The following is a 14,783-nucleotide window of genomic DNA, read 5'->3' on the forward strand; positions in this document are numbered from 1 at the left end:
GGACGATTGATGCGAATACTATTACAGCGACCAACGGTACGGCTGTATTAGACGCGAACGGCAACATTACTTACACACCAGATGCCAACTTCGTCGGTGAAGATTCGATTTCAGTCTCTGTTACCGATAACGATGGGGCAACTAGTACACAAACGATCACAGTGAACGTCACGGAAGTGAACGATGCGCCTGTGATTGATGTCGTCAGCACAACGATTACAGAAGATACCGCGACTATCGTGGCAACGGCTTCTGATGTTGATGGAACGATCACTGAGAGTAGCTTAAGTGCTGACAATGGTAGCGTTAGTTTAGATGCGAACGGTAATATCACGTACACACCAGATGCCAACTTCGTCGGTGAAGATTCGATTTCAGTCTCTGTGACAGATAATGATAACGGGACTACTACACAGATTATTAATGTAACGGTTAATGGGGTGGATGATGTATCAGTTTTAACCGCTGACTCTATTAGCACTAACGAAGACAACATCATTACAGGAAACATTCTATCAAATGACAGCGATGTTGATAATGTATTAACCGTAACTAGCTTTACAATTGAGGGTGATGATACAACTTACACTGTTACTGAAAATGATGATGGAACAGTTGACTCAGTTATTGTCACTGAAAATACTACGCTAACGGATAGTGAAGGTAATACAACAACATCTACAACTACGGTTGGTTCAATTATTATCAATGTAGATGGTAGTTATACATTTACACCGACAGATGATTGGAGTGGTGATGTACCTCAAATAGTTTACACAACTAACACTGGAACAACTTCTACTTTAGATATTACTGTTGAAGCTGTTGCTGATGCGCCTACTTTAAATGTGGCTGAAATTGTTTCTATCGATACTGATAACATCGATCAAACAGGTGGTAGTGGCTATACCATCGTTGGCTACAGCGATTTTAATGGAATAAATTCTGATAGCTCAGTTGATGGAACTTTGGGTGAACTTGTAACAATTACTGGTACAAATCACGATGGTATTGGTGTTAGTGGAAGATCTTCTGGCGCTTCTACTGAAATTGGAGCTAATAGCGCTCAAAACGAAGCTATTGTAATAACTTTTGATAATCCTGTTGCATCAGTTGATGCTTCTTTTGCATGGTTATCTAGCTCTGAAACAGCTACCTATAGTATTTATTCAAACGGTGTTGAGATTGCAACCTTTTCTCAAAATGGCGTTACTGACCAAGTGGACTCTACTGGTACTATTAGTTTCACTGACAGTGAAGGAAATCTAATTCCTTTCGACACAGTTGTGTTTACCGCTTCTTTTGATAGAGAAGCTGGTGATACAGATAATGATTTTGTGCTTAACTCTCTTAGTTTCGAGAATATCATTGCTGAGTCTGCCGCATTGGAGACTATTGAAGGTGGAAATGTAGCTTTCTCTATTAATGCTGATTTAACAGATTTAGATGGTTCAGAGTCATTATCGGTTGAAGTACAAGATATTCCACTAGGCTTCACGCTTACTGATGGGACTAATACTTTTACAGCTAGTGAAGGTTCAACAGTAGTAGATGTGACTGATTGGAATCTAGATAGCTTAACATTAGAAACCATTGAAATTGGTGACACAACCACTTATGACCTAACCGTAGTTGCAACGTCTACTGACGGAGAAACATCAAACTCAACTTCTGAAACTATCAGTGTGATCGTAACAGATCAAAATGATGCACCAGTTGCAGAAGCTGAGATTGCAACGGTTGATGAAGACGCAATAGTAAACGGTACTATTAATGCTTCTGACATAGATCTTGGCGATAATGCAAGTTTAACCTTTAGTACTACTTCATCTGTTGCTGGTTTAACCTTAAATGCGAACGGTTCTTACAGCTTTGATGCATCTTCTTATGACAGCTTAGCATTAGATGAAGAGCTAATACTTGAAATTCCAGTTACTGTGACTGATGAGTTTGGTGCGACCGATACAACAACTTTAACGATAACTGTAACCGGAACAAACGATGCAGCTATAATCGCTGGAGTAACTACTGCATCAAGCCCTGAAACAGATAGCGCATTAACTTTAAGCGGCACGTTAACCTCAAGTGATGTGGACAATACAAATAATGTCTTTACAGCAAGTGAAGTAGAAAGCACAAATGGTACGTTTACTATTGCTACGAATGGTGCGTGGACGTTTGTTGCAAACAGTGCCTTTAATGAGTTAAATATTGGAGACAGTATAGAAGAAGCATTCACTGTTACGTCTATAGATGGTACTGAGCAAGTTGTTAACGTGACAATTAATGGCACCGATGACGAGTCAGTTATTATAGGTGACGTTAATGGAACTGTAATAGAAGAGTCCTCTCCTACGACTTTATCGACGTCAGGTACACTTTCTGTATCAGATGTAGATAATAACGCTCCTGTTTTTGAAACTGATACAGTGATTTCTGCAACAGGTAATTTAGGTGAGTTGACGATTAATTCGGATGGTGAATGGTCTTACTCAGTAAGCAATACAGAAGTACAGTTCTTAGGTAAGGGGGATACGAAAGAAGAAACCTTTACTGTTAGTACTACTGATGGAAATACAGAACAAATTGTTGTAACGATTTCTGGCACAGACGATGACCCCGTGGTCAATACGACTTCAACTTTGGCTATCCAGGAGGATTTCTCTCGTCCTATTACTCAGAACTTAGAAATAACTGATATTGATCAAAATGATTCACCATCTTTTGAAAATGCAGTTCTACAAGGCACATACGGTACATTGACGTTAACAAGTGGCCAGTGGACTTATGAGTTAGATACATCAACAACACAATTCTTAGATGTCGGCGAAACAGTTAAAGATGCCTTTAACCTGGTTGCAACTGACGGCACAGCTCAATCTGTAACTGTAACAATAAACGGTTCGGAAGACGGTAGTGAAATTACAGGCGATGTTACTGGTTCATTAACAGAGGGTAATGTAGGTGATAGTGCTAATACAGTAAGTGGTTCTATTACTATCTCTGACGTAGATACAAGTGATACACCTGTATTTTCCGATACTACGATTCAAGGTAATTACGGAAGCCTTTCTCTTGTTAATGGAGCTTGGACTTACACTTTAGATGAAAGTAAAGTACAAGATTTAAATGATGACTCTGCAGTAACAGATACGATCACAGTAACTGCGAGCGATAATACAACGCAAAATATCGTTATCACAATAAATGGTACAGACGATATTACTGCATTAACGCTAACTCCTTTAACTGTTACCGAAGAAACAACAGAAGCTGGAGATGCAGTTGCAACCTTTACTCTTTCAGATGAAGATGATGCAGTAACGGTTGGTTTTGGAGCTGGTACAAACACGCAAGGCTTCTACGAGATTGATGGCAATAATGTGGTTCTTACCGCTGCTGGAGAAACGTTCTTAGATGCGGGTAACGCATTGCCAGCGTTTAGTTTGACTACCTCTGGCTCATCGACAAGTCAAACATTGGAAGCAACACCTTTAACTACGTTTGTTGATGATGCAACTATATTGACGTTAAGCGCTCAATCTGTAATAGAAGACTCAACAGAAGCGGGAGACACTGTCGCAACTTTTGTTCTATCTGATGAAGATGATGAAGTGACGGTTGACTTTACTAGCGGTACAAACACTAATAACTATTACGCAATTGAAGGTAGCAATGTTGTACTAACTGAAGCTGGTGAAACCTATTTAAATGCAGGAAATAAGTTACCTGTGATTAGTTTAACTACAGACGGTTCTTCATCTGATATCAAGGTCAGTGCAACACCAACGACAACGTTAGTGAATGATGCTCCTGAAGCGTCAGCTGATAACGTAACTATTTCTGAACAAGGCTTAGAGTTCAATAATAGTTCTGATAGTGTGGAGACTTCAGGTTCATTTACTGTAGATGATTCTGATAATGATAACTTAACCGTTTCTCTTGAAGCTCCAACTGCAGAATTTACTTCTAACGGTAAAGCTGTTGTTTGGACAACAAATGAAGATGGCGATTTAATTGGCAGTACAGATGATACAGAAGTCATTCGTATTACTCTTGGTAATGTATCAAATGGCGAAGGAACTTATACTGTTACACTAAGTGAAGCATTAGACCAAGAAGGAGATTCATCGACTATTAACTTTGGTTTAGTTGTGAATGATGGCGAAGAATCAACAACAGAATTAGTTACCGTTACTGTTGAAGATGATTCTCCGTCTAGTTCAACCACGACAGTGACTTTATCACTTTCAACTTCAGAGTCTGATTCTTCATTGGTTAGTGTGTTGAATGAATTAACAGGAACTGTTAATACCGATGCGGGCGCCGATGGTTTAGGTTATGTTGTAACGCAAAATATAATAGATGGGAATGGTACTTTTGTATTGAACAATGATGGTTCATATAGTTTTACACCAAGTGACTCTTTTATCGAATCACTTACTTCAAACTCTGGATTAATTGAATACAGCTATACTGTCGTGGATTCCGATGGTGACTCTGTTGATAATACGTTAGCGATTACAGTTAATGCAGCAGGAGTAGTAACTATTGAAAGTGTTACAGTCATCCCTAATACCGATGATTCTTCTGACAATGATGGTTATGACTTGGTTTCTGGGGATGATCTGTCGGGTGAAAAATTAAACAGCGCAGATGGTTTTGGAAATGGTGATGACACTATTACTGTTAGTGGAACTGGCACTGCTGATATCGATGGCTCTACTAGAATTGATATGTATGGTGGTAACGATACCATCACTGTAGAAGACGATATTAAAGGAAAAACAGTCATTCATACAGGTGATGGGGACGATACCATTATCGTTGGTGATGATATTCGTGAAAAGGCTGAAATTGATACAGGTTCTGGCAACGATACAATCACAGTTAGTGGTGATTTTAGTAGCTCTAATTCGATTGAAACTGACGCAGGTGATGACACTATAACCATTGGTGGTAAAGTTAGTGGTGAAATTCATATGGGCAGCGGTGATGACTACCTCTCAATTGGAGGTGTTATTAGCGATACAGTAGATGGTGGTTCTTCTGGTACTGATTACCTTTATTTAGCGTCATATTCTTATGATGATTACACTAATAATGTAGATAAAATTCGTTCTGAATATATTGAAGACTTTGAATACATCATGTTTAGTGATGGTACTGTTTATGATGTTGATGATGACAAAATTACGGAAGATCAAACTGTATTAAGTATTTTTGAAAATGGTAGCACAACGATTCCTGCGAGTGATTATTACACTATTACAGGGACTGCAACTGGCGGGGCTATATCAGAAGGTGATACTGTCACACTTGAAATTAACGGCACTATTTATACTGCGGTTGTGGCATTAAGTGGAGCTTGGAGTGTTGATGTTGATGGAGCAGATTTAGACGCCGATAATGAATTTGATGCAGTGGTTAGCTCTTCAGATGCGAGTGGTAATACGGTCGAAACAAAAACTACTTATATCTATTCGGCTACAAGCGATAGTACTGATGATATACCAAGTGGTTTTGAAGAAGTCGCTGCGAACTTAGCTGATGATGTTGCATGGTTCGAATCTAATGCAGGTAGTGCTGACGGAAGTACTGAAAATGTTGACCAAAATATCAAAATTTTCATCGATGGTGATGAGAGCTCATCTATATCAGGCACTGGTAATAACGATACTGTTTACGGTAATGGTGGTAATGATTATATCGTTGGTAGTAATAGCCAAGATGATCTATTCGGCGGAGAAGGTCGCGACTGGTTAGTCGGTGGTGATGGCGACGATAATTTAGATGGCCAGAACGGTGATGATTTACTCAATGGTGGAACAGGCCAAGATGAATTATTTGGTGGCGCAGGTAATGACATTTTAATTGGTGGAGCTGGTGATGATGAACTTTCTGGTGATGAAGGAAACGACATTCTCATTGGTGCTTCAGGTCATGATGATTTATATGGTGGAGCAGGTGACGATATCATTATTGGTGGTTTAGGTAATGATCATCTTTATGGTGGTACCGATGATGGAGAAAGCTCCGGCTCTGATACTTTTGTATGGTTAGCTGATGATACTGGAACCGATGTTGTTTACGGCTTTAGTGATAACGACCATTTAGATTTAAGCAACTTGTTGCAAAATGAAACCGCTGACAATTTAAGTAATTATTTTGATTTTGCTTATGATTCTTCAGACAATAGCAGCATTATTAATGTTTATGCTGAAGGTGACAAGAATGAACATGGCACTGTCACACAAACAATTATTCTAGATGATTATCGCTTGGATGGTATTGATAGTAACGGTAATATCAACGAAACAGAAGTGATGCGCGATTTGTATAATAGCGATGATGGAAGTTCAAGCGCGCTTATTATAGGTGATGCTAGTGTTGATAATTCAATTTCAAATTCTACTTTTGAAGATGACATTATCTAAATCTATATCATTTAGAAGGATTAAAGTATCAATAACAATAGCGAAGAAAATCTACGGACTAATGACAGCTCTGCTAATCAAGCAGAGCAAGTTATTAGCTCTGAAGATAAAGAGCCAATAGCTAAAAAAAAGCAAGCTCAGTCTGAACAATGGGAAATGGATGCATCGACTCGTATTGGCCATGATCCATTATTAGATTGTTTGGTGTTATTAAGTGAGCATTTTTCTGCTCCTTGTTCTGCTGATGCATTATCGGCAGGTTTACCATTAACACATCAACACTTAACACCCGAGCTATTGCCGCAAGCAGCAAGCCGTGCTGGGTTAAGTGCTAAGATGGACCGCAGAAATTTAACAGAGCTTCCAGCTATGTTATTACCCTGCATTCTAATGTTAAAAAACAAACAAGCTTGTATTCTGCATGAACTTGATTTAGATGCTAACCAAGCTCGTGTTTCGCTGCCTGAAACGGGTGGTGAAGAGCTACTGTCTATAGAAGATCTAGAATCTGAATATGTAGGTTACCTATTTTTAATTAAACAAAAGTACCATGGTGATCGTCATTTTGATGTGCATATTCAAGAAACGAAAAAGAATTGGTTGTGGGCAAGTGTTCGCGAGTCAGCACCTATTTATCGTGATGTCCTTATTGCTTCTATTTTAATTAATATCTTTGCCTTACTGTCACCTTTATTAGTGATGAATGTTTACGATAAAGTTGTTCCTAATCTTGCATTTGAAACACTTTGGGTCTTAGCAATTGGTGCTTCTGCGGCTTACATATTTGACTTTGTCTTAAAGCAAATTCGTGGTTATCTAATTGATGTCGCAGGTAAAAAAGTTGATGTTGAAATATCTTCAAAATTATTTGCGAAAGCAATCGGTATTCCACTTGAAAAAAGATCTTCAAGTGTGGGGGGGATGGCTCGCCAACTTGGTGAATTCGATAGTATTCGAGACTTTTTATCATCAGCCACTATTACTGCACTAGTTGATTTGCCTTTCTCAATATTATTTATCTTTATCATTTGGTTGGTCGCAGGGGATTTAGCTATTTTTGCTGTTTTAGCTACCGTTATCATTATTGGTTATAGCTTCTTTGTGCAATCAAAACTTAAAGTTGCGATAGAAGAAAGCAATAAATTTTCTGGGTTACGTCATGGTCATCTAGTTGAAAGTTTATCCGCTATGGAATCTATTAAAGCAAATGGTGCAGAAGGGATCATTCAACATGCTTGGCAGCAAATGGTTGGGCATACTTCTAAATGGCAATTAAAAACCAAAGTGATCACTAACTCAGTGGCTAATGTTTCAAGCTTTGTTATTCAAATGTCAGTTATTGCCGTGATTGTTTTGGGTGTTTATCGAGTTTCTGAAGGTTTGATTTCAATGGGGGCTATTATTGCTGCCGTTATGTTATCAAGCAGGGCAGTTGCACCCATGGCGAAGATCGCTGCATTAATGACTCGTTATAATCAAACCATGAGTTCATTGCGTCAAATTAATAGTGTTATGGAGCAAGAAGGGGAATTTGAGAATAAAGGTCACCTCATTAGCCGTAATAAATTACATGGCAATATTGAATGTGAGCAAGTTTCTTTTCACTATCCTAATTCAGAAAAAATGGCGTTATACCCATTTTCTTTAAATATAAAACCTGGTGAAAAAATTGCGATTATAGGTCGCAATGGATCTGGGAAAACGACTTTTGCTAAGTTAATTTTAGGTTTATATAAACCTGTACTAGGGAGCATTCGTTATGATGGTTTGCACCAAGGACAGATCCATCCAAGTGATTTACGCAGCAACATTGGTTATTTGCCGCAAGATATCACCTTATTTCACGGTACGGTGAAAGACAATATTTTATTTGGTACAAGACAAGTAACTGAATATCAACTATTGCGTGCTGTGCAGTTGTCAGGTGTTAATTTGTTTACAGACCTTGCCTCAGAAGGTTTAGATTTACAGGTGGGCGAAGGCGGTATTACTTTATCAAGAGGTCAACGCCAAGCCGTAGCATTAGCACGTGCGATTTTAAGTGACCCTCAAATATTATTATTGGATGAACCGACTGCCAGCTTAGATGCTAGGGCTGAAAAACAGTTTATTAAATCAATGCAACAAACCGTAAAAAACCGTAGTTTATTACTGATCACTCATAAGATGCATTTACTACAATTAGTTGATCGTATTATTGTACTTGATCAAGGGAAAATAGTAGGCAATGGCCCTAAAGATCTTATTTTAGAGAAACTTACTTCGGGTAAGTTTGCAGCAAAAGGTACTAAATCATGAAGATATCTAAAGATGATTTAGAAATGGCTGATGACGTTTACGGTGCAATGTTAACACAAACACCAACCGCACAACGTTTAACTGTATGGGCCCTTAGTGCTTTATTCTTCTGCTTTTTTGTATGGGCTTATTTTGCTGAGCTTGACCGTGTAACCCGTGGAGAAGGAAAAGTGGTTCCTTCTTCTCAAGTGCAAATTATACAAAGTTTGGATGGCGGTATTTTACAAGAATTGTATGTCACAGAGGGAATGTCAGTGACTAAAGATCAGCCTTTAGCGCGTATTGATGACACTCGCTTCCGTTCTGATATGGCACAACAAACGCAAGAAGTAGATGCATTAAGAGCTGATGTTATCCGTTTACGTGCTGAATTAAGCAGTATTTTAGTCGCAGATGTAAAAAACTGGAAATTACAAATAAAAATACAGAAAAAGGAACTACAATTCCCTAAAGATTTACAAATTACCGCGCCAACGCTTGTTCAACGTCAACAAGATGAATATTTAGGACGTCTTAGTAACCTTGAAAATCAGGTTGCAATTCAGGCTCAACAAATCACTCAACGAGAGCAAGAAATTATAGAAGTTGAATCAAAAATTGAAACATTAGTTAATGGTCTTCAATTAGCGAATAGAGAATTAGAATTAACAAGGCCATTAGCAGAAAGAAATATCGTCCCTGAAGTTGAATTATTAAAGCTGCAACGTACGACTAATGATTTAGAAGGCGAATTAAATAGTTTACGTTTAGTTATTCCTAAACATGAATCAGCACTGGAAGAGTCAGTTTTAAAACGTCGAGAATTAGTACTTAAATATAGGGCTGATGCTCGTGCTCAACTAAACGAAAAACAAGGCTTTTTATCTCGTATTACCGAAGCGCAAGTCGGTGTGCAAGACAAAGTAAGTAAAGCGCTTATTATTTCTCCTGTAGTGGGGACTGTTAAAACGTTACATATAAATACATTAGGTGGGGTAGTTAAGCCTGGGCAAGTTTTATTAGAAATTGTACCAACAGAAGATAAATTATTAATTGAAGCAAAAATTCTTCCTAAAGATATTGCATTTATTCGTGTCGGTTTAACAGCACGAGTAAAAATAACGGCTTATGACTTTACACGTTATGGAGGACTAGAAGGAGTGGTTGAACAAATTAGTGCTGATACCACGCAGGATGAAGAAGGAAATAGTTACTACATCGTCAGGATAAGAACAATCGAATCGAATATGAATCGTAAAAACAAAGAAGATATGCCAATTATTCCAGGCATGCTGACAAGTGTGGATATTATGATAAGTAAACGGACAGTACTTGAATATATGTTAAACCCTATATTACGAGCAAAAGAAATGGCTCTGCGCGAATATTAAGAATTATTATGAAAAAAATACGGACATAAGATGAAATCTTTGAAATTTAAAAAAGCTAACAAAACAGTAATTGCTGCTTTCTGCTCATTAGCATTGCTTCCTTCAATGGCTAATAGTCAATCGCTAGAGCAAGCGGTTGCATATACTTTGGACGGACACCCTGAAATAAGAGCTGCTTTTACTCGTTTTAAAGTCAATGAAGAACAGATAGGGCAAGCAAAATCGGGATATTTACCTACGCTTGATTTTACTGGTGGTATTGGTTACGAATACACTGATAGTCCTAGTACTCGAAGTGATACAAGTAGTGATAGTGACACTGAAAGCTTAATAAGACGCGAACTTGGATTAAGTTTGAGACAAAACTTGTTTACTGGCTTTGGAACCAGCAGTGAAGTGGATCGAACCAGTTATGCTACTAGTGCCGAACAATGGCGTTTACAATCTTTGGCTGAAGATATTACTTTAGAAGTTATACGAGTTTACGTTGATCTTATTCGCACCAAAGAGCTAGTGAGTTTGTCGGAAAGAAATTTACAGTCGCATATTGATATCCAAAAGCAAATTAAAGAGCGTACTGATTCTGGTTTCAGCAGTAAAGCGGACTTATCACAAATTGATGGGCGTTTAGCTAATGCACAATCTAATTTAATTGCGGCAAAAAATAACTATCTAGACAGCAGAACACGATTTTATACAGTTGTCGATCAAGCTCCAGAGAAGTTAGTTATTCCTGTGCCAGATGCAAGCATGTTACCAAAAAGTGAGAAAGAAGGACTGGAAATAGCACTGCGTTCTCATCCTGCAATTTCCGCTTCAAGCAATGATATTTTGTCTGCTGCTGCGCAATATGAAAGTTCTAAATCAATTTACTACCCTGAAGTTAATATTGAGATAGACACTAATCTCAATAACAATGTTGATGGAAGTGAAGGTGATAATAATGACTTAACTGCCATGTTACGTTTTAGATATAACCTTTTTTCCGGTGGTAAAGATAGTGCCTTCACGAGAGAAACTGCTTATCGATTTAATGAAGCAAAAGCATTAAATATGAGCGCTCATCGAGACGTTAAAGAAGGTTTTATTTTATCTTGGAATGCTTTTGAATTATTAAATGAGCAAAAGAAATACATACAAATGCATGTTGTAGCTTCGAAAGATACACAAGCAGACTACAAAGAACAGTTTAAAATCGGGCAACGTAGTCTACTTGATTTACTGGATACTGAAAATGAGTTATTCCAGGCTCGTCGTGATTTTTTAGAAGCTGAATTCTCTGAAATAACAGCCCAATATCGTATATTGCATTCAATGGGCATTTTATTAGATGCATTACGTGTTACTCGTCCAGAAAGCTGGAAAGGCGAAACGGAACTAGTAGGAGGAGTTTACTATGAAGAAAACTAGTTTATTAGCTGTTGTTCTACTATTAAGTGGATGTTCATTTTCTGCAGTAGAAATGGTAGATCAAGCAACAATTCAAAAATATGATTTATCTGATCCTGAAAATGATGGTGTGATTTCAGCGCGTGATGCTTGTCCAGATACTTTTTCTGGTGCGAATATAAATAATAATGGTTGTGCCCAAGAAACCGTAGAAAAAATACGTCGTGAATTGATGATTAATTTTGATAGCGGGTCTGCGGAAGTAAAGAGTAAATATTATTCTGAAATTAAAGATCTTGCTAACTTTCTTAATCAATATCCGACTGTAAGTGTAACTATCGAAGGGCATACCAGTATTGTTGGCGATGCGAGATATAATAAAAAGTTATCTTTACAGCGTGCAGATGCAATTAAATTACTACTCGTTAATAAATATGGCATTAAAAATAGCCGCGTTAAGGCGATTGGTTATGGTGAAGAAAAACCTCTATTAAAAGGTGATAGTGAATATGTACATGCTAAGAATAGGCGTATTGTTGCAGAAATATTTGGTGAGAAAAAAATCAAAGATTTAAAATGGACCATTTATAGCGTCGATCAGGGCAAAAAGTAGTGATTAATTGATGCCTAAAATAGCTTCCACACTAAAAACATCTGTTCTGATGAGCTTATTTGCATGTTTAAGTACTTCGTATTTACATGCAGCTGTCCCATCGGCGATGAATAGTGAAAAAGTGGTGGCTGTTTTACAAAGTAATTATGGTGATCGTGCTGCTAAACGAGGTCAAGCTTGGGTAAACCTACTTCAAGGTGACTATTCAAATGATCAAATAAAGCTGCAAAGTACTAATCAATTCTTCAATCAATTGCAATTCACTACAGATCAAAAGTTATGGGGTGAAAGTAATTATTGGGCAACACCTGTTGAGTTTATTGGTGCTAATGCGGGGGATTGTGAAGACTTCGCCGTTGCCAAATATTTTAGTTTGTTATCTTTAGGCATAGCTGATGAGAAATTACGTATTATCATGGTTAAAGCGTTAACACTTAACCAGTATCATATGGTATTAGCTTATTACGAAACACCTGCTTCGGAGCCATTAATTTTAGATAATATCGATGGTCAAATAAAACTAGCAAGTAAACGACAAGATTTAATACCTGTATATAGCTTTAACGGTAAGCAGTTATGGTTAAACAATGAAAAAAGACAAGGTGTAGTGGCTGGGAAACCAACCAGACTCAAACGTTGGAATGATTTAAATCATCGCATGGGCCTTGACCACTTAAGACAACCAGTTACAGTAATGGAGTAATTTATTTATGACCCTGTTTAATCAGATCCGATCCTTTTTATTTGGACTATTTTTATTAGTGATGTTTAGTTTGGTTTATTTCCAATTTACCCAAACTAAAGAGTTCATGGATACACAAATTGAGTCCGATTTAAATAATACTACTCATGCATTAAGCTTGATGTTAAAACCACATCTTGAAACTGGTGACATTGCCGCTGCAGAAACGGTTATTAATGTGATATTTGAAGGTGGCTTTTATAAAAAAGTCAGTCTGACTTGGTTATCAGATCAAACTACTCAAAAATGGGAAAATCCAATACTAGTGGATGGTGTACCTGATTGGTTCCTTGCATTAGACTTATTCGAACAAAAAAACACAACAAGCACCATTAATAATGGCTGGATGCAGTTAGCCACACTAGAGATTGAAGCAAACCCTGCTATTGGTTATCGTCAATTATGGAATGTAATGAGCGATACATTATTGATTTTATTTGCTTTACTTGTCGCTTCATTGATTGTCTTACAATTACGTTTAACTAAAATATTGACGCCATTGCATCGTGTTGCTGCACAGGCCAAGTTAATTGCCAAACGTGAATTCCAACCAGACTTAGCGTTGCCTAAAACAACTGAACTAAAAGAAGTGGTTTTAGCTATGAACAGTATGTCTAAACAACTTCAAAATGTATTTTCACAGCTAGATAAAGAAGTTGTGACTCTGAAAAATGATAAATTAACAGATAGTGTTTCACAGTTACCGAACCGTTTATTCTTGAATGCTCAACTTCAAAGTTGGATTTCCGATCCTGGTTACGGCGGTGTGTTAATTGCAAGATTAGATTGGTTAGAAAGTATTCATAAAGAATTAGGATACCAAGTCAGAGATAATACGATTAAGGTATTAGCTAAAGAGATGCAAGAAACTTTACCAAGTATTGCTCCTTGTGTTATTGCACGAATTTCAAAAAGAGAGTTTGCATTCTTAGTCACTAAAGCGACTTCTGAGCAACTAAAAGTATATTTACAGAGCTTAATCCGATTAATCAATCAAGCAAGACAAAATACACATGCAACAAGCCAAGGTTTTGCTATTGGTATGGCATCTCGCACCGAAGATATTACTGCGTCTCAATTACTTGCGAATGCTGATAGTGCACTAAAACAAGCATTGGAAGAAGACAAAGTTAGTCATTATTACCAAAGTGATGCGAAACAGGGGATTACTATTTCGCAGTGGCAAGAGCACTTACAAGAAGCCATTGAAAAAAGACAATTCTTATTGCAATGGCATCCTGCAATTGGCTTTAAAAACAATAAAATTTTACACCGTGAAATCTATACACGATTAGATATTAATGGTGAAATCATACGAGCAGCGCAATTTATGCCTAATATCGAGCATTTGGCGTTAGGCTGTCAATTTGATAAGTCTTTATTAGAAGCTATTTCTGCCAGTCCAATTATTCTTTCAAATCAACAGCGAGTGGCGATTAATCTTACTCAAGATAGTATTATTGATAATGCATTTAATATTTGGTTGGACTTATTCTTGAGCCGACAAACTGACGCAACTCAATTTTATTTTGAAATACGTGAAAGCACGGTACTAATTCATCCAGAAGAAAGTCTTCACTTTGCTAACATTATCAAAGATCATGGAGCTCACATTGGTATTGATAATTGTGGACGTGAAATGGGCTCATTAATTTACTTACAAATCATTAAACCTCATTATGTTAAATTAGATCAATCATTATCATGTAACCCTAAAAGCAAAATGGAAATGGGGGATTTACAAGAACAACTTGAATTAACCCATGCAGTTATTAAGACTGCACTTGGTTTAGATATTGAAGTGATTATTACTGGTATTGAAGACAATGAGCAATTAGATATTGTGAGTGAATTACAAGCAACAGGATATCAAGGCTTTATTACTGCACCAAGTGACATTAACTAAACGACTTGGCGCAGCTCAATAAACTTAC

The 14,783-nt window shown here is 37.4% G+C and carries 7 protein-coding genes; all 7 read left to right on the top strand.

The genetic code is table 11. The features are described from left to right. The coding region (locus E2R67_RS14395; RefSeq protein ID WP_134291651.1) for a VCBS domain-containing protein at positions 1-6,437 on the top strand (6,437 nt) is incomplete at its 5' end. 156 nt (positions 6,438-6,593) lie between these two features. Beyond that, entirely contained in the window at positions 6,594-8,735 is a 2,142-nt protein-coding gene (locus E2R67_RS14400; RefSeq protein ID WP_134291652.1) for a type I secretion system permease/ATPase, read from the top strand. Then, positions 8,732-10,105, top strand: a complete 1,374-nt coding sequence (locus tag E2R67_RS14405) for an HlyD family type I secretion periplasmic adaptor subunit (protein ID WP_134291653.1) — start codon at positions 8,732-8,734, stop codon at positions 10,103-10,105. The genes E2R67_RS14400 and E2R67_RS14405 overlap by 4 nt, the downstream gene beginning before the upstream one ends. A gap of 30 nt (positions 10,106-10,135) precedes the next feature. Beyond that, positions 10,136-11,515, top strand: coding sequence for a TolC family outer membrane protein (locus E2R67_RS14410; RefSeq protein WP_134291654.1), 1,380 nt, complete (start codon positions 10,136-10,138; stop codon positions 11,513-11,515). Then, positions 11,502-12,107, top strand: coding sequence for an OmpA family protein (locus tag E2R67_RS14415; protein ID WP_134291655.1), 606 nt, complete (start codon positions 11,502-11,504; stop codon positions 12,105-12,107). Before E2R67_RS14410 ends, E2R67_RS14415 begins: the two co-directional genes overlap by 14 nt. Before the next feature lie 10 nt (positions 12,108-12,117). Beyond that, positions 12,118-12,810, top strand: coding sequence for a transglutaminase-like cysteine peptidase (locus E2R67_RS14420; protein ID WP_134291656.1), 693 nt, complete (start codon positions 12,118-12,120; stop codon positions 12,808-12,810). A gap of 7 nt (positions 12,811-12,817) precedes the next feature. Continuing rightward, positions 12,818-14,755 (top strand): bifunctional diguanylate cyclase/phosphodiesterase, encoded by a 1,938-nt coding sequence (locus E2R67_RS14425; protein ID WP_134291657.1) that lies wholly within the window; start codon positions 12,818-12,820, stop codon positions 14,753-14,755. Positions 14,756-14,783 lie beyond the last annotated feature (28 nt).

It is taken from the genome of Psychromonas algicola, assembly GCF_004378355.1.
Taxonomy (GTDB): domain Bacteria; phylum Pseudomonadota; class Gammaproteobacteria; order Enterobacterales; family Psychromonadaceae; genus Psychromonas.